Raw genomic sequence first — 19,732 nt, 5'->3', positions numbered from 1 at the left:
AGATGGAATCAAAACGCAGCAAATACATTCTGATCGGATTGTCGGTTTTCTGCATTCTGCTGATCGGCATTACTTCCTTTAAGGACGGGTTCTTGAACCCGCTCAGAAGCGGAGTCGGGTATGTGTTAAGCCCGATCCAGTCCGGGGTAAACCGGGTGGGAACCTCTTTGTATAACGGAATTAGCAATTACAGTACCCTGCACAGCGCTATGGCAGAAAAGCAGGCCCTGCAGGACCGCATCGATGCCCTGGTGGAGGAGAACAGCCGCCTGCAGTCAGAGCAGTTTGAACTACAGAGACTGCGTGAGCTGTACCAGCTGGACCAGGACTATATGCAGTATGAGAAGATCGGTGCCAGAGTCATTGCAAAAGATTCCGGTGACTGGTTCCAGGTATTCCGGATCAACAAGGGCTCCGCAGATGGCGTGCAGGTAGATGCCAACGTCATTGCCGGGGGCGGTCTGGTCGGCATTGTTACCGATGTGGGAGCGCATTATGCCACAGTCCGTTCCATCATAGACGATGTGAGCCGTGTCAGCGGCATGGCGCAGCAGTCCGGCGATACCTGCATCGTCTCCGGTGACCTGACCCTGTTTGGGGAAGGACGCCTGCGGATCAGCAATGTTGCCCAGAACGCAGATTTCAAAGACGGAGACCGGATCGTGACTTCGAACATCAGTTCCAAATTCCTTCCGGGAATCCTGATCGGTTATGCTGCGGATATCACCACAGATGAGACCCGGCTGACGAAATCCGGGTATCTGATCCCGGCAGCCCAGTTTGACAGCCTTCAGGAGGTCCTGGTCATAACTTCCCTGAAGGACGAAGCACAGCAGGAGAGTACAGAAGAAACAGAGGGGGCACAGACAGGCGCATGAAAAGGATCTTACTGAATGTCGTACTGATGATGCTGGCCTTTACGGTCCAGAACTGTGTATTTCCGCTGATCCCGTTTCTTACCGCAACGCCAAACCTGCTTTTAATCCTGACCTTTTCCTTTGGCTTTATTTATGGAAAAGGGGCGGGGCTTTTGTACGGCCTGTTTGCTGGTATCCTGCTGGATCTTTTTTATAGCGGGCCATTTGGCTTTTATACCCTGCTGTTTATCAATATCGGCTATTTCAATGGAATCTGTACCCAGTATTATTATGAGGATTACATCAACCTGCCGCTGTTGATGAGCCTGGTCAATGAGCTGGTCTATAACCTGTATATTTACGTTTTCCGCTTTCTGATCCGCAACCGTCTGGACTTCCTTTATTATGCAAAGGAGATCATCATCCCGGAGCTGATCTTTACCGTGGTGACGACACTTTTGATCTATCGCTTCTTCCTGTCGGCAAACCGCAGGCTGGATGAGCTGGATAACCGGCGGGACCGGGAACGCTAAAACGTAATACCATGACGTAATAGGAGTGACAAAACGCGTGCTGAACGATTACTTCCATAAAATATACGACTTTTTTAAGCGGGTCTTAAGCTCCCGCATCTTTGCACTGGCGCTGGTGTTTACCGGAATGTTTCTTGTACTTGCTGCGAAACTGTTTGAACTTCAGATCGTAAACGGGGAAGCTTATCTTGAGGATTATGTTCAGATGATCGAGAAGACGGTGACAACACCGGGTACCCGCGGCAATATTTATGACAGAAACGGAAATCTTCTGGCTTACAATGAGCTGGCTTACGCAGTGACTGTGCAGGATACCGGCGATTACCCGAGAAGTGCCGGCATGAACGACATGCTGCTGCGGCTGGTCCGTATTTTAAATAAGCACGGGTATGAGGCACAGGGAAAGCTGGAGATCGCGCTAAACGACGACGGCGAGATGATATACACCTCGTCCTCGGAGGCAGCGAGAAAACGTTTCCTGCGCGACTTTTACGGACGCAAGTCTGTGGATGAGCTGGACGATGAAAAGGGAAAATACCCGACAGCCGTCACAGCCAGGGAGCTGATTGAAAAGAAAAAATCCTCCTATGGTCTGGACAAAATGAAGGATGAAAAGGGCAATCCACTGATCCTTTCCGATGCAGAGCTGGTACAGCTTGTTAATATCCGGTATACGATGTCTCTTGTCGCATATAAAAAATATGAGGCAACAACCATCTGCGACCGCGTGGACGATGAGACTGTGGCAGACCTGATGGAGCATACGGCAGAGCTAAAGGGCGTGGAGGTGGCAGAGACTACCATCCGGCGCTATAACGATGCCGAGTATTTTGCACCGATCATCGGTTATACCGGAAAAGTGCAGGAGGACCAGCTCGAGGAATTAAAAAAGACAAATCCGGAGTATGAGCTCAGTGACATTGTCGGGCGTACCGGTATTGAGGCATCCATGGAGCTGGAGCTTCAGGGTCACAAGGGGTATAAGAATCTGGTGGTGAACAATGTGGGAAATGTCATGCAGGTGGTATCGGAAACACAGGCATCCACCGGAAACGACATTTACTTAACCATTGACCGGGACCTGCAGATCGGTATTTACCATCTGATCGAGCAGCAGCTGGCAGGTATCGTAGCCAAGGCGCTGGTAAACCAGGACGTAGATACCTCCACGATCACGGATTCTTCTAAGATCAGCATTCCGGTAAAGGATGCCTATTACCAGCTGGTCAACAACAATGTACTTTCCTTAAGCCATATGGCATCGGAGGATGCCACGGATATTGAACGCCAGATCCAGTCTGTCTACACCTCCTCCAGGGAGCAGATCTTAGAGCGCCTGCGTTATGAGCTGATGAGTGACCATGCCACGGTCATGAAGGACCTGCCGCAGGATATGATGGCGTACATGGCTTATATTTACAACTGGTTGTCCGATGCGACTGTTGGCATTGTACAGAAGGACCGAATCGACCAGAACGGTGAGAGCTACCAGGCCTGGAAAAACGATGAGATCAGCCTGCGCGATTATATTTACGCCGGAATCTCCGAAAACTGGATTGACACGACAAAGCTGGATGTGACCAGCAAATACTCCAGCGCAGATGATATTTACCAGGTTCTGGTGGATTATGTCTTAGACCAGCTAAAGGACGATGCGAAATTTACCAAGCGTATTTACCGTTACCTGATCAACGACCAGGTGATCACCGGCCGCCAGCTTTGCCTTGCTCTCTATGCACAGGGAGTCCTTCCCTACGATGCTAACGAGGTCCAGCTTCTGACGGCAAATGGTGAGGAATATGCATTCCAGTTTATCCGCCGCAAGATCCAGAATATTGAGCTGACACCAGCCCAGCTGGCCCTCGATCCCTGCACGGGAGGTGCCGTGATCACGGACGTCAATACGGGCGAGGTGCGGGCGCTGGTTACGTACCCGAGCTATGATAACAACCGCCTGTCGGGCAGCGCGGATCCGGCATACATGAGACAGCTTCAGGAGGATCTTTCCCTGCCGCTTTACAACAATGCCACACAGGCGAAAAAAGCACCGGGCTCCACCTTTAAGCCGATCACGGCGATTGCCGGCCTGGAGGAGAAGGTGATCGGTCTTTATGAGACGATCGACTGTACCGGTGAGTACAAGGAGGTAGACCCGTCCATCAAATGCTGGATCTATCCGGGACACCACGGACCATTAAATGTAGTGGGAGGAATCCAGAACTCCTGTAACTATTTCTTTGCAGAGGTAGCGCACCGCCTGTCCACGAACCGTGACACGCTGGTTTATTCTACCGACATGGGAGTCGAAACGATCCGCCGCTACGCAAGTATGTTTGGCCTGAATCGCCCATCTGGGATTGAGATCCCGGAGACAACACCAGAGCTTACCACAGAGGACCCGGAGCGTTCTGCCATGGGACAGGGAACCAATTCCTACTCCAATGTGCAGCTTTCCCGCTACGTTGCGGCGATCGCAAACAGCGGAACCGTGTTCGATTTAAGTCTTCTGGATAAGATGACGGATTCGGAAGGAAATCTGATCGAGGATTATACGCCGAAGGTAACCGGACATGTAGACATTGCAGATTCTACCTGGGATGCAGTGCACCAGGGCATGCGTGCCGTGGTCACCGATGGTTCGGTAAAGGCTATTTTCAGGGATCTTGAGGTAGAGATCGCCGGAAAAACCGGTACCGCACAGGAGTCAAAAAGCCGTGGTAACCATGCATTCTTTATTTCCTACGGACCGTATACCAACCCGGAGATCTGCGTGACCGTCAATATCCCGTACGGATATTCTTCCTCCAACGCAGCAGCAGTTGCAAAAAATATTTACCGCTTTTACTACGGATATACCGATCTGGATTCCATTCTCGGCAATGGAGCACTGGAAGTTTCCAATGTACGGGTCGGAGACTGATAAAAAAGGGAGCGGATGAAAGCTATGAAAAACAGGATTGTGATCAAAAGCAGCAAGGCTGGCATGACGGTGATCCTGGATCCGGAGTGCAGCTTTGAAGACCTGATCGGGGAGCTTGCTGCAAAATTTAAGGATTCAGCCAGGTTCTGGGGAAATGCCCAGATGGCCCTGCTTCTGCAGGGCCGTGAACTGACAGCGGCACAGGAAATGCAGATCGTCAATACCATTACGGAAAATTCCGGGATCGAAGTGCTCTGCCTTCTGGACCAGGATTTAGACCGCGTGGAGCGGTGCGAGAAGGCACTCAACCAGAAGCTGATGGAGCTTTCCGAACGGACCGGCCAGTTTTACCGTGGGGATCTGCACCGCGGGGAGTCCATAGAGTCGGAAGCCAGCATCGTCATCATCGGGGATGTGCGCCATGGGGCCCGGGTAACGGCAAAGGGCAATATCATTGTGCTTGGGGAGCTGCGCGGGTCGGTGCATGCCGGGGCAGCCGGAAACCAGGAAGCAGTGGTAGCTGCCATGGAAATGGCCCCGCTTCAGATCCGTATTGCGGATGTTTCCTGCCATTATGGGGATAAAGGGCGGAAGCTTGGCAAGGGTCCCATGCTTGCTACTGTAGAAAATTGTAGTATTTGTACGAAAGTAATAAAAAAATCCTTCTTAAATATGTTAAATTTCAATTAATACTGGAAATATTTAAGAATATAGGTTAAAATAGAATTTGTAAAATTTTTCAGGAGGCGTTTCTATGAGCGAGGTCATGGTAATTACTTCTGGAAAAGGCGGGGTCGGCAAAACCACTACCACCGCAAACATCGGAACAGGTCTGGCACTGTTAGGCTACAGCGTTGTGCTGATCGATACAGACATCGGCCTGCGGAACTTAGATGTTGTGATGGGACTGGAAAACCGGATCATTTATAATCTGGTTGACGTGGTGGAAGGCAATTGCCGTATGAAGCAGGCCCTGATAAGAGACAAAAGATACCCAAACCTTTACCTGCTCCCATCAGCCCAGACCCGGGACAAGTCCTCTGTGAATCCCGGCCAGATGGTAAAGCTGGTGGATGAGCTGCGAGGAGAGTTTGACTATATCCTGCTAGACTGTCCTGCGGGGATTGAGCAGGGATTCCAGAACGCCATTGCGGGTGCTGACCGGGCACTTGTGGTCACCACACCGGAGGTATCTGCCATCCGGGATGCCGACCGCATCATTGGTCTGTTAGAGGCGGCCCGCATGGAGGACATTCATCTGATCGTGAACCGTATCCGCATGGATATGGTACGCCGGGGTGACATGATGTCCGTGGACGATGTGGCAGATATCCTGGCTGTTCCCGTGATTGGTGTAGTCCCGGACGATGAAGATATTGTTGTATCCGCAAACCAGGGAGAACCGCTGGTGGACACCAGCTCTCTGGCGGGAGAAGCATACTTGAATATCTGCAGGAGGATTTCCGGGGAATCTGTTCCGTTTATGGATCTGGACCCGCACAAGGGAATTCTGGTCCGTATTTCCGGCTTTTTAAAGAGGGCATAGGAGGTGATCGGATGAGAATACCGGGAAGATCCACAAGGAGCAATTCCGGGAAGATCGCAAGGAGCAGGTTAAAGCTGCTTCTTGTTTCGGACCAGTCTGGCATAAGCCCTGGGACCATCGGAATGATCCGCGATGACCTGGCCAGTATCTTATCCAGATATGTCCAGATCGATGCAGGATCTGTGGAAGTAAAGCTGGTCCGGCCGGATGCGGAAAGCCTGCAGACAGCCTGGATCACAGCGGCATTTCCAATCCGGAATGCTATTACCGCAAAGAATAAAGCGTTACTGTTTACACAATGTGTGAACAGTAGCAGTAAAACCGTTTCATGATGAGGAATGAAGAATGCTTCTAGATTATAACTTCAGAAATTACAATTACCGTTTATTCCTTTATGTGTTGCTATTAAATATTACCGGCGTCCTGATCATACGGAGCGCCTCAAACCAGGATATCTCCATGGTCGTAAAGCAGATCGTGGGAATCCTGGCCGGACTGACAGCAGTTATTATCCTGTCTCTTGTAGATTACCACAAAGTGGTTTCCTTTGCACCGCTTATCTATGGTGCCAGCCTGGCCTTCCTTCTGGCTGTGCTGGTATTTGGCGTAAGCAGAGGTGTGGCACGGCGCTGGCTGGTGCTTCCGGTGATCGGACAGATCCAGCCATCCGAGTTTGTAAAGATCGGCCTCATTGTATTTTTTGCCTGGTATTTATCCAAGTACCAGGAGCGGGTGAACCAGTTTAGAATCCTGTTTTTTGCAGGACTTTTATTTCTGGCAGCCTTTGGCCTTATCTTTTTACAGCCGAACCTGTCCACCAGTCTGGTCACCATGGTAATCTTTCTCTGTATGCTGTTTGCAGCCGGGTTAAGCTACCGCTGGATCCTAGGGGCGCTTGCAGTTGTGGTTCCGTGCGGGGCATTGTTTATTTATCTGCTCCAGTATAACATGGTACCGTTTCTGCAGGATTATCAGGTGCGCCGTATCATGGCATTCATCGATCCTGCGAACTATGCAGAAGCCAACCTCCAGCAGAATAACTCCATTATGGCGATCGGCTCTGGCATGCTGCAGGGAAAAGGACTCAATAACAATACTCTGGCATCCGTGAAGAACGGAAATTTCCTGTCCGAGGAGCAGACAGATTTTATCTTCGCTGTTATCGGGGAGGAGCTTGGCTTTATTGGCTGCATGGCCGTGATCTTTCTGATCGCTCTGACTGTCTATGAGTGTCTGATCATGGCAGCGCGGGCAAAGGATCTGATGGGAAGCCTGCTCTGTGTGGGGCTGGCATCCCTTCTGGCATTCCAGAGTTTTGCTAATATAGCTGTTGCTACAGGAATCCTGCCGAATACAGGCCTGCCGCTTCCCTTCATCAGCTACGGCGTAAGCTCGCTGCTGAGTGTTTATCTGGGAGTCGGCGTAGTGATGAATGTAGGACTTCAGAGAAAAGTAAGTAACTAATAAAGGAGGGTTCTGTTATGAACATCGGTTTAATCGCACATGATTCCAAAAAGAAGCTGATGCAGAATTTCTGCATTGCATACAGAGGGATTTTGAATAAACATGAGCTGTATGCAACCGGCACTACCGGACGCCTCATTGAAGAGGTGACGAACTTAAATGTACACAAATACCTGGCTGGCCATCTTGGGGGACAGCAGCAGCTGGCATCCCAGATCGAACACAATGATATGGATATGGTGATCTATCTGCGTGATCCCCTGCATCCGAAAAAGCATGAGCCGGATGTAAACGATGTAGTCCGCCTCTGTGATATCTATAATATTCCGTTCGCGACCAATCTGGCAACGGCAGAGCTTCTGATCAAGGCATTAGACCGTGGCGACCTGGAGTGGCGCGAGGTATATCGCTAGAGGTGCATGGTTTGAGAAGGATAAAAAGCTTAGCAGCAGTCTGTCTGCTTACCGGCCTGATCCTTACGGGCTGCGGCGGACAGACACAGATCACATACGATGGCTCCCGTCTGGAAAGCATGACAGCAGATCTTTCAGAGCACGCACAGGCAGATTCTTTCGCAAAGAACCTGTGTGTGGTAACGGGAACCGAAAACGAGGCGGATGCTTCTGTTACGGCGGAAGCAGCGGCTGTTTTTGGTGTGGATACAAAAGACGTGGTCTTCCAGAAAAACCCGTTTGAACGTCTCTATCCGGCCAGTATCACTAAGATCATGACAGCCCTCATTGCGATCAGGGATGGCGATTTAAACGACACAGTCACGGTAGGACCGGAGGCAGTCATCACGGAGACGGGTGCTTCTCTGGCCCATATAAATCCCGGTGACACCCTCACGATGGAGCAGCTTTTATATGGCCTTATGCTTCCCTCTGGAAACGATGCGGGAGCAGCCATTGCAGTCCACATGGCAGGAAGCACGGAGGCCTTTGCGGAAAAAATGAATGAGACTGCGCATGCCCTCGGGGCAACTGACACGCATTTTGTAAATCCGCATGGCCTGAGTGATGAAAACCATTATACGACAGCCTACGATCTTTACCTGATCTTTCAGGAGGCCATGAAATACGAGGAGTTCCGGAAAATCGTTGGAACGGTATCCTATCAGGCAGAGTATACCGATGCAGCTGGCCAGACAAAAACCCAGGAATGGAAAAACAGCAACCAGTATTTAAACGGCAAGAGCAAGGCCCCGGACGGGATTACGGTTCTGGGCGGAAAGACCGGCACTACCAGGGCGGCAGGATCCTGCCTGATCCTGGGGTGTGAGGATGAAAACAGCAACGAATATGTATCCGTAGTACTGAAAGCGCAAAGCCGGGATGTCCTCTACGAGAATATGACAAATATTATTGGTAAAATTGTCAATTAGTGATTGCACATTCCATATATTTGTACTATAATTACTTTAATAATAAAAGAATTTTTATACAGATTCAATAAACCCAAGGAGGACACGACTATGGTTCAGATCATTGCAGGCAGAAAAGGCAAAGGAAAAACAAAACATCTGTTGGATATGGCAAACAACGGTATTAAGGCAGCTACCGGTTCCATCGTCTATCTCGACAAGAGTTCCAAACACATGTATGAGCTCAATAACCGGATCCGTCTCATCAACGTAAACGAATACCCGGTTGCAAGCAGCCAGGGCTTCATCGGCTTTATCTGCGGTATCATTTCCCAGGATCACGACATTGAGACAATGTTTTTAGACAGCTTTTTGAAGCTTGCAGGTTTAGAGGGAGAAGACATCAGCGAAACAATCACCACATTAGAGGGCATTAGCGAAAAATACAATGTGAACTTTGTATTAAGCATTTCCATGGATGCAGCAGAAATGCCGGAGAATGCACAGAAGGACGTAGTGGTTTCCCTGTAATACATAATCAAAAACATCTTTACAGCCGGGGCGGCAGGTTCTCCCCGGCTGTTTGTGTGACATGATAACAAACACTGCCAGGAGGAATAAAGGCATTGGCAAAAAAGAAAAAATCAAAGAAGATTATAAGATTCCCAAGATTATATCATATCAATGTAGGCATGATCGTTTTTGCGGTCATCTTCCTTTATCTGGCGTTCAGTGTTTATACTTATTTGAAGAAGGATAAGGTGCAGTTTTACGAGGTTGTAGAAGGAAATATCGTAAATGACCGCCAGTATACAGGAATCATCCTGCGGGATGAGCGGGTGGAAAATACAGACCGGGCCGGTTATATCAACTATTATATCCGTGAGGGAAAACGCGCAGCAATCGGCACCCGCATTTATTCGATCGACGAGACCGGCAATATGGCAGAGCTGATGCAGGAAAATCCCGATGCAAATGTCGGGCTGACGGACGCAAACTTAAGCGATGTAAAACGCCAGCTTTCTTCCTTTTCCATGAGCTACCGGGACCAGAAATTTGAGAACACCTATGACCTGCAGTATTCGCTGGAGGCGGCTGTGCTGGAGTATGCGAATTTTAATGCGCTCGGAAACCTGGACAGCATCATGCAGCAGGCAGGAGCTTCCTTTGTTCAGGTAACCGCCCCGGTATCCGGGGTTGTGTCCTACGCGGTCGACGGCTTTGAGGGCCTGACGGCAGACCAGGTGACGGAAGGCACCTTTGACCGTTCGGGCTATTCCAAGGCAATCACAAAGGCCGGACAGCTGATCGAGCAGTCTGCTCCGGTCTATAAGCTGATCACCTCCGATAACTGGAGCATTGTATTTCCGCTTGGGGATGAGGAAAAGGAGGAATACAAGGATCAGACACAGCTTCATGTTACATTTTCGGCCAACGACCTGGATGCGACCGGTAACTTTTCAGAAATTACCGGGGCAGACGGGGCCACCTATGGAAAGCTGGACTTTAACCAGTATATGGTACAGTTCGCTTCGGACCGTTATATCACCTTCGAGGTAGACAGTGAGAAGGCGGACGGCCTGAAGATCCCGGTTACGGCGGTAACGGAAAAGAACTTCTACCTGATCCCATTAGAGTATATGGCTCAGGGTGGGGACAGCAGTGACACCGGGTTTATGAAAGAGGTTTATTCGGAAAACGGCACTTCGGCGGAATTCGTCCCGGTTACGATCTATTACGCGAATGAGGAATACTACTATATTGAAACAGGAGACGATGCGCCTTTGAAGGCGGGAGACTATGTGGTGAAGCCGGATTCCCAGGACCGCTACCAGATCGGACAGACTGCATCCTTACAGGGTGTATATAATATCAATAAAGGCTATGCTGTCTTTAAGCAGATTGAGATCATAAAATCAAACGATGAATACTATTCGATCAAAAAGGGCACGAATTATGGACTGTCTGTGTATGACCACATTGTGCTGGATGCCAATACGGTCTATGAAGGACAGCTGATCTACCAGTAACCCCGCTCCACGGCTGGAAGGCGACGAAAGCAGTTATCTGGATTCTTAAGAACAGGAGGCGCAAGCTATGAATATCATACAGGAAAATTTAGAAGAGGTAAGGGAAAATATCCGGAAAGCCTGCGAAAAAGCAGGCCGTTCCCAAAAGGATGTTACCCTGATCGCAGTCAGCAAAACAAAGCCGCTGTTTATGCTGGAGGAGGCATACGAGGCGGGTGCCCGCGACTTTGGCGAGAACAAGGTTCAGGAAATCCTTGAAAAATGCCCAAAGATGCCGGAGGATGCGCGTTTTCATATGATCGGCCACCTGCAGCGCAATAAGGTGAAGCAGGTGCTTCCACATGCAGTGCTGATCCATTCGGTGGATTCCCTCCGCCTGGCAGAGCAGATCGACCAGGATGCACAAAAGCTTGGGATCACGGCAGATATCCTGCTGGAGGTGAACGTGGCAAAAGAGGAAAGCAAGTTCGGGATGATGCCGGAGAAGGTGCCGGAAATGGTAGAGCAAATTGCGGCATTTTCCCATCTTAGGATCAAAGGTCTCATGACGATTGCTCCTTTCGTGGATGATCCTGAAAAAAATCGTCCGGTTTTTCAAAAATTATATCAATTATCTGTTGACATCAAAAAGAAAAACATTGATAATGTTAGCATGAGTGTCCTTTCTATGGGTATGACCGGAGATTATCAGGTAGCTGTGGAGGAAGGGGCAACCATGATAAGAGTCGGCACCGGAATATTTGGTGCCAGATAAGATTGGAGAGAGAATAGGTTATGAGCATTTTGAGCAAACTGATGGATACCATGCGCTTTAGTCCGGAAGAGGACGAAGAATACTTTGGTCCGGATGACGATTATGAGGCAGAAAAGCCTGCCAAAAGGGGACGTTTCCCGGCACGTGATGATTCAGAAGGTTACGATGACGGGGGCGATGAAAAACCTAGATTTTTCTCTCGTTCTTCTAAAGTAGTTCCAATGAAGCGCGGCATGGAAGTATCCATGGTAAAGCCTACCTCCATTGAGGACGCAAGAGAAATTTGTGATTATCTGCTGGCCGGCAAGGCAGTAGTTCTGAATATGGAAGGAATCCACACAGAGGTTGCACAGCGTATCATCGATTTTACGTCCGGTGCAACTTACTCTATGAACGGAAACCTCCAGAAGATTTCCAGCTATATCTTTATTGCTACACCGGAATCCGTAGAGCTTTCCGGCGATTTCCAGGAAATAATCGGAAACGGCGCGCTGGATGTATCAGGACTGAATATCCGTTTATAACAAGCAGACAAGAGCAGGTTACATACCTTTTGAGAAGAAGGAACAGGGGTACAGACAATTTTCCGACGGACTGGAAGGAAAATTGTCTGTATTTCTTTATATAAATTCTATATTACAGATTCAACAATGTGAAGAGGAGTACAGACACCATGAGCGATCGTATGACAGTACACCGGGATGGAAAGCCCATTTATGATATTGTAATGGAAGAAAATTATGACAAGCTGGGGAAGGAGGTTGCAGCTCTTTCCGTGCAGGAGAGAAGACTCTGTGTGGTGACAGACAGCACTGTGGCAGAGCTTTACAGTGAGACGGTGATCCGCCAGCTGGAGCCGGTCTGCAAGGAGGTGCATCTCTTTGTGTTTGAGGCCGGGGAAAAGAACAAGAACCTGGATACCGTGCGCAAGCTGTATGAGTTCCTGATCCAGAATCATTATGACCGGAATGATATGCTGGTGGCACTCGGCGGTGGTGTGGTAGGAGACCTTTGCGGCTTTACGGCTGCCACTTATTTAAGAGGAATCCGCTTTATCCAGGTGCCGACCACGCTGCTCTCCCAGGTGGATTCCAGCATTGGCGGAAAAACAGGGGTAGATTTTGATGCCTACAAAAATATGGTAGGGGCCTTCCATATGCCGCAGCTTGTATACACGGCGGCAGCCAGTCTTTTGACGCTGACAGAGGAGCAGTTTGCCTGCGGTATGGGCGAGGTCATCAAGCACGGTCTGATCATGGATGCCGGTTACTACGAATGGCTGCAGGAGCACCGGGAAGAAATTCTTGCAAGAGACCTGTCGATCTGCGAGCAGATGATCCTCATCAGCTGCCGGATCAAGCGCGATGTGGTTGAGCAGGATCCGACCGAGCAGGGAATCCGCGGAATCTTAAACTTTGGGCATACGCTGGGACATGCCATCGAAAAGCTGATGGATTTTAAACTGCTTCATGGACAATGTGTAGCTCTTGGCAGTATAGCTGCAGCGTATCTTTCTGCCGGGCGTGGAGAGATCACCATGGATGAGGCAGTACAGATCCGGAATGTATTTGAAGAATTCGGGCTTCCGGTTTCTATCAAGGATTTCGGACTTGCAAAAGAGGCGGTGATCGCTGCAACAAAGAACGATAAAAAGATGGATTCCGGAAAAATCAAGTTTATCCTGCTCCACCGGATCGGTGAAGCGTTCATTGACCGCACGGTAACCGATGAGCAGATGGAACAGAGTCTGGATCTTCTGATGGGAGGAGCTTTATGAAGACAAAGGGATTTAACCTGCTTTCCTGGGCAGCACTAAGCCTGGCATTGGTGCTTTTAGACCAGTATACCAAGCTTCTGGCGGTGGCTCACTTAAAAGGCAAGACTCCTTTCGTGATCCTGGACGGAGTCTTCGAGCTTTTGTATTCGGAAAACCGCGGCGCTGCGTTCGGCATGCTGCAGGGAAAGCAGGGCTTCTTCTTCCTGATCGGGGCAGTTGTGCTGGCTGCCGCTATTTATGTGATGTGGCGCATGCCGGGCTGGAGTAATCTGCGCTATACTGCTCTTAGGATCTGTACGATCCTGATCACAGCAGGGGCACTGGGAAACATGGTAGACCGCACAAGCCAGGGGTATGTCGTGGACTTTTTGTATTTTAAGCTGATCGATTTCCCGATCTTTAATGTGGCAGATATCTATGTGACCACAGCAACCGCAGCTTTGCTGGTTTTCCTTTGCTTCTATTATAAAGAGGAGGATCTGGCAATCTTTGAGTGGAAGAAAGGGGAACGCCGGTGACCTACGAACTGACAGTGCAGTCCGGTGCAGGACAGCGGATCGATAAATATTTAAGTGAACAGCTTGCAGACCTGACTCGTTCCTATCTCCAGAAGCTTTTAAAAGATGGCGGCGTTACGGTGAATGGAAAAACAGTCAAGAGTAACTATAAGCTTTCTGAAAATGACCAGATTTTCCTGGAGGTTCCGGACGCAGTAGAGCCGGAGATCGAGGCAGAGCCTATGGATCTGGATATCCTGTACGAGGATAAAGACATTATTCTGGTCAATAAGCCAAAAGGGATGGTAGTGCACCCGGCAGCCGGCCACTATACCGGAACTTTGGTAAATGGGTTGATGTATCACTGCAAAGATGAGCTTTCCGGGATCAACGGCGTGATGCGTCCGGGAATTGTTCACCGCATCGATATGGACACCACCGGCGTCCTGATCGTCTGCAAAAATGACAAAGCGCACAATGCGATCGCCGAACAGCTGAAGGTACACTCCATTACCCGCAAATATTATGCGATCGTCCATGGTGTGATCAAAGAGGACGAGGGTACGGTCAATGCCCCGATCGGACGTCACCCAGTGGACCGCAAGAAGATGAGCATTAACCAGAAAAACGGAAAAGAGGCAGTCACGCACTACCATGTGCTGAAGCGTTTCCGGCGTTTTACGTTTGTGGAATGTCAGCTGGAGACGGGACGGACGCATCAGATCCGGGTACACATGGCGAGTATCGGGCATCCGCTTCTTGGCGATCAGGTGTATGGACCGGCGAAGGTACCATTTTCCGGACTTCAGGGCCAGACACTGCATGCAGGAGTTCTTGGAATCATTCATCCGTCCACAGGAGAATACATGGAATTTCAGGCACCGCTTCCGGAATACTTTGAAAAGCTTTTGCGGAAGCTGGAAAATGATTAAAAAATATTCTGAAAATAGACAAAAAGCCTCAAAATGTTCCTATACTATTTACGATTTTTGTGCTATAATCTAATTAATGAAAAGAATTACATCATGTGTATGATGAAAGGAGAAGATCGTATGAAGGGAAATCTTGTTATTACAATCGGAAGACAGTGTGGAAGCGGCGGTAAAATGATCGGTCAGAAAATTGCCGAGAAGCTTGGTGTAAAGTGCTACGATAAAGAACTTCTGACCAGAGCGGCAAAGGAAAGCGGTTTATGTGAGGAACTGTTCGAGACACATGACGAAAAACCGACCAGCAGCTTTTTATATTCCCTGGTCATGGATACATACTCTCTCGGGTATACGACTTCATCGTATATGGATATGCCGATCAATCACAAAATCTTTCTGGCGCAGTTTGAAACGATCAAGAAGCTGGCGAAGGAAGAATCCTGTGTTATTGTAGGCCGGTGTGCCGATTATGCATTGGCAGACGATCCGAACACCGTATCTGTTTTTATCACCGGAAACGATGAAGACAAATTAAAGAGCATCAAGGAGCTGTACAACGTGGACGATGCAAAGGCAAAGGACATCATGGTGAAGACCGATAAAAAGCGTTCCAGCTATTACAATTACTATTCCAGTAAAAAATGGGGCGATTCCAGAAGCTACGATATGTGCATCAACAGCTCCGTACTTGGACCAGACGCTACAGCTGACATGATCATCACATTTGCGAAGGCGAAAGCAGCACAGAACGAGGCTGATTCCTAAAGCTGTAACAGATATGGTAACAACTGTGATAGAAAATTAATACTTTTTTCACATCTATCACTTAAAATATCAGGCAAGGTATGTTATACTGAAATACAGTTTAAATGAGGAGAAATACCATGTCTGAAGAAAAGAAAGACTATAACCAGATCTTAAAAAGAGCCAGAATGCGCAGAAAGAGAGCGAAGTACCTGCATTATGCAGGCATCGGGGTTCTCCTGCTCCTTCTGGCTTTGTGTATCGTAATCTTCGCAAAGAAAGGGGGCTTTCCGGTTCCGGCCGGAAATTCCGGTGATGCGGCAGCGGGTGCCACTGCATCCAATGCAAGGCAGGCGGATGCCGGTGGGGAAGAGGCGCTGTCCATTGACGCAGAAGCACAGGCAGCCAGTGAAGAGCTGGCCCAGAAGCAAGCAGTTGTGGATTCCTACCAGAATCTTGGGCTGGTGCAGGTTTCTGGCTATTTAAATGTCCGTGAAACGCCGGGCTCCGATGGCAATATCATTGGAAAACTGGAGCAGAACAGTGCCTGCGAGATCTTAGGTACGGAAGGTGACTGGGACCATATCACATCCGGCGGCATTGAGGGTTATATTCATAACCAGTATGTGATCAGCGGGGAGGAAGCCCGCACGAAGGCACTGGATTACGTTACGAAAATGGCCATCATCCAGACCGATAAGCTGAATATCCGCCAGGAGCCAGTGTTAGATCCGGCTAATGTAGTAGGACAGGCACTTGTGGATGAACGCTATCCGGTTGAAGACGAGCAGGATGGCTGGGTGAAAATTGAGGAAGGCTATATTTCCGCAGATTATGTCACCGTGGAATATGCCTTAAATGAAGCCCGCAAGCTGGACTTAAAGACAATGGCACTGAACCAGTACGACAATCTGGTCATTTCTAAGGTCAATAACTACTTAAACATCCGCAAGGAACCGAGTACCGATTCCTCTGCAAACATTATCGGTAAATTCCCGGGGCAGGCAGCAGGTGAAATCCTGGAGACGCTGGATGGCTGGTACAAGATCAAGTCCGGCTCCATTACTGGCTATATCACGGCAGATCCGCAGTATGTAGCAGTAGGGCAGGAGGCAAAGGACCTGGCAGTCGGGGCAGCTTCCTTAATGGCGATCGTAACCACTGACCGCTTAAATGTCCGGGCAGAGCCGAACACCGATGCGAAGATCTGGACCCAGATTTCCAAGGAAGAGCGCTACAATGTAGTTTCCCAGCTGGACGGCTGGGTCGAAATCGAGCTGGACACCGGCGACGGTGATAGCGGCGAGTCAGCCGATAATGCGTATATTTCCACACGCGATAATAACGTCGAGGTGCGTTATGCGTTAAACGAAGCGATCAAATTCTCACCGCTTGAGGAAAAAGCAAACCAGTCTGCATCCCTGCGCAGCCAGGTAGTCAACTATGCACTGCAGTTTGTGGGCGGACGGTACGTCTGGGGCGGCAATGACCCGCATACCGGTGCAGACTGTTCTGGATTTGTGAAGTATGTGCTGAGCCATGTGGCAGGCGTGGGCCTTCCGCGGACCTCCAGGGAGCAGGCAAAGACAGGCCGCTCCGTTAAGTCCAGCGAGATGCGCCCGGGAGACCTGATCTTCTATACCAACAGCAAAGGAACCGTCAATCATGTAGCCATGTATATCGGAAACGGCCAGATCGTTCATGCGGCAAGCCGCCGGAGCGGAATCAAGATTTCCACCTGGAACTACCGTACACCGAAGACCATCCGGTCCTTCCTGGATTAAAATAAAAAGAATTCTTCCCAATGGCAGGATATAATGGGAAGAATTCTTTTTTTGATTTACAAAATTCACTTGGTATCAGAAAACACAGTTCCATGCAGGAATGGTTTTTCTACTTCGGTCAGAATATGGATGAAATCGCGCATATATTTTGTGAGATATAAGTCTTTCCGGTGGCAAAGGTAAAAGCTCCGCTGGTTCTCAATGCCCTTGATCGGGTAAACGGTACAGTACGGATACAGCTCCGGGGACATTTTGATGTAGTTGATCGGACAGATCATCACAGCGTCACAGGCGATGGCGGTACGTTTACCGACTTCAATGCTTGTAGTTTTTAAGAGGATTTTGGGCTGTATGTCGTAGGTGGCGAAAAGTTGCTTTTGGACTGTGCTGACATTATGTCCTTCCTTGCTGGAGATAAAATTCTCATTTTTTGCTTCGCTGATCTCAATCGGAGTTCCGGAGGGAATTCGCTTAGCTAGGTCGGTATTACGGCTGGTCAGAAGAACCAGGTCTTCATCCTCGATCAGGATATAATTCAATTCTTCATGTTTGGGATAAGTAGTAATGCAGGCAAGATCAATAGCGCCTTCCAGAAGCATGGATTCTGTGATGGAAGAGCCGTGTTCGTGCAGATCGATGTCCACATAAGGGTACCGTTTCATGAAGCGGGGCAATACATAAGGAAGTACCTGCATGGCACGCTGCACCGGAATTCCAAGCTTTAAGGAACCATGATCTTCGTGATTGATTTCATCGATCTCTTTTTGCAGGTTGTTGTTGATAGTAAGGATCTGCTTAGCTGCTTCGATATATTTCTCACCGGCATAGGTCAGGGTAATGGAATCAGTGGAACGGTTAAAGATCGCGGTTCCAAGGTTGGTCTCCACAAGCTTGATCATCTGGCTTAAAGATGGCTGTGAAATATAAAGTTTTTTGGCTGCTGCGGTGATGCTGCCTTCCTGCATGACCGTCAGCATATACTGGGCGTGCTTGATATTCATAGGAAAGACTCCGTTTCTGTGCCTGTCTGCACATAAGATCGTGAGCGACAGGAGTGGTAATATTTCTATCTATCATAGCATAAAAAGGGCTTTGATTCAATTGCGTGACCTTGTTTGAATTGATATAACTTTTTTATTAGTGCGCTATAGGTTAAAAATTATCAAAAACAAAAAAGCCATAGAGTGAAAATTATATCCACTATAATAATTTAAGTATTTGAAAGATTGTACTTCAAGTGATACACTGTGGAAGAACAAAAAATCGGTGTGTGATAGCAAAAACATACGGCGAATCAAGTATTGATTGTCTTCGGACAAAAGGAGGAAAAAAATGGAAGTAAAGAAAGCTGCCATGGCAGGTACCCTGGAATCCAGCGATGCCCAGGTTACCGTAGAGCCGGGAAATGGTACTGTTGAGCTTTCCATCGAGAGCAGTGTGATCCATCAGTTTGGAAAGCAGATCAAAGCAACCGTCCTTGAGACCTTAAACCGTCTGGACGTAACAAACGCAAAGATAACCGTTGTGGACAAGGGTGCTTTGGACTGCACCTTAAAGGCACGTGTTGAGTGTGCAGTATACCGTTCCAACGATATCACTGAAAATCTTCCATGGGGAGGTGTAATTAAATAATGAGCCATCCGAATAAGAAAAGACTGAGACGTTCCATGATGTTCTTAAACTGCCAGAAGCCGGGTCTCATTAAGGATCCATACATCTACAAACCGGATTCTATTATGCTGGATCTGGAGGATGCAGTAGCAGAGAACCAGAAAGATGCTGCAAGATACTCTCTGTATCATGCACTGCAGGAGATCGACTACCGCGGAGTTGAGCGTGTTGTCCGCATCAATGGACTGGACACCCCGCACTGGAAGGAAGATATCCGTGTCTGCGTAGCAGGCGGCGCTGATACCATCCGTATCGCAAAGACTGAGACCGCGCAGGATGTTCACACCGTAGAGGAGCATGTACTGGCAGCCGAGAGAGAGTTCGGAAGACCGGAAGGTTCTACCCTGTTAATGGCAGCTCTGGAGTCCTGCAAAGGCGTCTTAAATGCACTTGAGGTTTGTAAGTCTTCTGACCGTCTGATCGGTATCGCACTTTCAGGTGGTGACTACACCAAAGATCTGCAGACCGTGATCACCGGAACCGGTGTAGAGCTGCAGGGCGCAAGACAGCAGATGATCATCGCTGCAAGAGCAGCTGGTGTACAGTGCTGGGATACCGTATTCACTAACCTCGATGCGATGGATGTGTTTGAGGAAGAAGTAAGAATGATCAAGATGATGGGCTTTGACGGAAAATCTCTGGTAAACCCGCGTCAGATCGATGTGGTACATAGAGTCTTTACTCCAACCCAGAAGGAAATCATCTTCGCAGAGAAGGTTGTCAAAGAAATCGATGAGAAGAAGGCACAGGGTATCGGCGTATTTACCGTAGACGGTAAGATGATCGATATCGCATTCTACGACGGCGCAAAGAGAACAATTGCCCTGGCAAAAGCATCAGGTGTATATGAGGGGGATTTATAA

At 48.8% G+C, this 19,732-nt stretch carries 21 protein-coding genes; 20 read left to right on the top strand and 1 reads right to left on the bottom strand.

Features of this window, described 5'->3' with window-relative positions; genetic code table 11:
* Positions 1 to 2 precede the first annotated feature (2 nt).
* From mreC to DW922_RS13090, 18 genes are all read left to right on the top strand, one after another.
* Positions 3 to 878 carry a rod shape-determining protein MreC gene (mreC, locus tag DW922_RS13175; RefSeq protein ID WP_118726817.1) on the top strand — a complete coding sequence of 292 codons (876 nt, stop codon included), beginning with the start codon at positions 3 to 5 and terminating at the stop codon, positions 876 to 878.
* Positions 875 to 1,390: a rod shape-determining protein MreD gene (mreD, locus tag DW922_RS13170; RefSeq protein ID WP_118720632.1), complete on the top strand. Its 516-nt coding sequence runs from the start codon at positions 875 to 877 to the stop codon at positions 1,388 to 1,390. The genes mreC and mreD overlap by 4 nt, the downstream gene beginning before the upstream one ends.
* A 37-nt stretch (positions 1,391 to 1,427) precedes the next feature.
* Positions 1,428 to 4,310, top strand: a complete 2,883-nt coding sequence (locus DW922_RS13165; RefSeq protein WP_243032232.1) for a penicillin-binding transpeptidase domain-containing protein — start codon at positions 1,428 to 1,430, stop codon at positions 4,308 to 4,310.
* A gap of 24 nt (positions 4,311 to 4,334) precedes the next feature.
* A complete protein-coding gene (locus DW922_RS13160) occupies positions 4,335 to 5,000 on the top strand; it encodes a septum site-determining protein MinC (protein WP_118720676.1) in 666 nt (221 codons plus the stop codon).
* Positions 5,001 to 5,064: 64 nt separating this feature from the next.
* Positions 5,065 to 5,856, top strand: coding sequence for a septum site-determining protein MinD (minD, locus tag DW922_RS13155; protein ID WP_118720634.1), 792 nt, complete (start codon positions 5,065 to 5,067; stop codon positions 5,854 to 5,856).
* An 11-nt stretch (positions 5,857 to 5,867) separates the two neighbouring features.
* Entirely contained in the window at positions 5,868 to 6,188 is a 321-nt protein-coding gene (locus tag DW922_RS13150) for a cell division topological specificity factor MinE (protein WP_118726816.1), read from the top strand.
* 13 nt (positions 6,189 to 6,201) lie between these two features.
* A complete protein-coding gene (locus DW922_RS13145) occupies positions 6,202 to 7,320 on the top strand; it encodes an FtsW/RodA/SpoVE family cell cycle protein (protein WP_118726815.1) in 1,119 nt (372 codons plus the stop codon).
* A gap of 17 nt (positions 7,321 to 7,337) precedes the next feature.
* On the top strand, positions 7,338 to 7,733 hold the full coding sequence (gene mgsA / locus DW922_RS13140) for a methylglyoxal synthase (RefSeq protein WP_118726814.1): 396 nt from the start codon (positions 7,338 to 7,340) through the stop codon (positions 7,731 to 7,733).
* Positions 7,734 to 7,735: 2 nt separating this feature from the next.
* On the top strand, positions 7,736 to 8,704 hold the full coding sequence (locus DW922_RS13135; RefSeq protein ID WP_347560317.1) for a D-alanyl-D-alanine carboxypeptidase: 969 nt from the start codon (positions 7,736 to 7,738) through the stop codon (positions 8,702 to 8,704).
* A gap of 90 nt (positions 8,705 to 8,794) precedes the next feature.
* Complete coding sequence (locus DW922_RS13130; RefSeq protein ID WP_118720640.1) at positions 8,795 to 9,214, top strand: twitching motility protein PilT; 420 nt, start codon at positions 8,795 to 8,797, stop codon at positions 9,212 to 9,214.
* A 95-nt stretch (positions 9,215 to 9,309) separates the two neighbouring features.
* A complete protein-coding gene (locus DW922_RS13125; RefSeq protein WP_279221175.1) occupies positions 9,310 to 10,713 on the top strand; it encodes an HlyD family efflux transporter periplasmic adaptor subunit in 1,404 nt (467 codons plus the stop codon).
* A gap of 73 nt (positions 10,714 to 10,786) precedes the next feature.
* Positions 10,787 to 11,467, top strand: coding sequence for a YggS family pyridoxal phosphate-dependent enzyme (locus DW922_RS13120; protein WP_118726837.1), 681 nt, complete (start codon positions 10,787 to 10,789; stop codon positions 11,465 to 11,467).
* A 20-nt stretch (positions 11,468 to 11,487) separates the two neighbouring features.
* On the top strand, positions 11,488 to 11,991 hold the full coding sequence (gene sepF, locus DW922_RS13115) for a cell division protein SepF (protein WP_118726813.1): 504 nt from the start codon (positions 11,488 to 11,490) through the stop codon (positions 11,989 to 11,991).
* Between the two features lie 149 nt (positions 11,992 to 12,140).
* Positions 12,141 to 13,244 (top strand): 3-dehydroquinate synthase, encoded by a 1,104-nt coding sequence (aroB, locus tag DW922_RS13110; protein ID WP_118720646.1) that lies wholly within the window; start codon positions 12,141 to 12,143, stop codon positions 13,242 to 13,244.
* On the top strand, positions 13,241 to 13,762 hold the full coding sequence (gene lspA, locus DW922_RS13105) for a signal peptidase II (protein WP_118720648.1): 522 nt from the start codon (positions 13,241 to 13,243) through the stop codon (positions 13,760 to 13,762). The genes aroB and lspA overlap by 4 nt, the downstream gene beginning before the upstream one ends.
* Complete coding sequence (locus DW922_RS13100) at positions 13,759 to 14,673, top strand: RluA family pseudouridine synthase (RefSeq protein ID WP_118726836.1); 915 nt, start codon at positions 13,759 to 13,761, stop codon at positions 14,671 to 14,673. The genes lspA and DW922_RS13100 overlap by 4 nt, the downstream gene beginning before the upstream one ends.
* A gap of 99 nt (positions 14,674 to 14,772) precedes the next feature.
* Positions 14,773 to 15,435: a cytidylate kinase-like family protein gene (locus tag DW922_RS13095; RefSeq protein WP_347560316.1), complete on the top strand. Its 663-nt coding sequence runs from the start codon at positions 14,773 to 14,775 to the stop codon at positions 15,433 to 15,435.
* 119 nt (positions 15,436 to 15,554) lie between these two features.
* On the top strand, positions 15,555 to 17,198 hold the full coding sequence (locus DW922_RS13090) for a C40 family peptidase (RefSeq protein ID WP_195715070.1): 1,644 nt from the start codon (positions 15,555 to 15,557) through the stop codon (positions 17,196 to 17,198).
* Positions 17,199 to 17,263: 65 nt separating this feature from the next.
* Here the strand turns inward: DW922_RS13090 and DW922_RS13085 are convergent, their stop codons facing one another.
* Positions 17,264 to 18,199 (bottom strand): LysR family transcriptional regulator, encoded by a 936-nt coding sequence (locus DW922_RS13085; protein WP_118726811.1) that lies wholly within the window; start codon positions 18,197 to 18,199, stop codon positions 17,264 to 17,266.
* Between the two features lie 331 nt (positions 18,200 to 18,530).
* Here DW922_RS13085 and citD point away from each other — a divergent pair, with 331 nt between their 5' ends.
* Together citD and DW922_RS13075 are read left to right on the top strand one after the other, a co-directional pair.
* Positions 18,531 to 18,830 carry a citrate lyase acyl carrier protein gene (gene citD / locus DW922_RS13080; RefSeq protein WP_118720656.1) on the top strand — a complete coding sequence of 100 codons (300 nt, stop codon included), beginning with the start codon at positions 18,531 to 18,533 and terminating at the stop codon, positions 18,828 to 18,830.
* Positions 18,830 to 19,732, top strand: coding sequence for an aldolase/citrate lyase family protein (locus DW922_RS13075; protein WP_118705740.1), 903 nt, complete (start codon positions 18,830 to 18,832; stop codon positions 19,730 to 19,732). The genes citD and DW922_RS13075 overlap by 1 nt, the downstream gene beginning before the upstream one ends.

This window comes from Clostridium sp. AM42-4, assembly GCF_003480105.1.
Taxonomy (GTDB): Bacteria; Bacillota; Clostridia; order Lachnospirales; family Lachnospiraceae; genus Brotaphodocola.
This window is presented reverse-complemented; position numbering and strand designations above follow the sequence as displayed.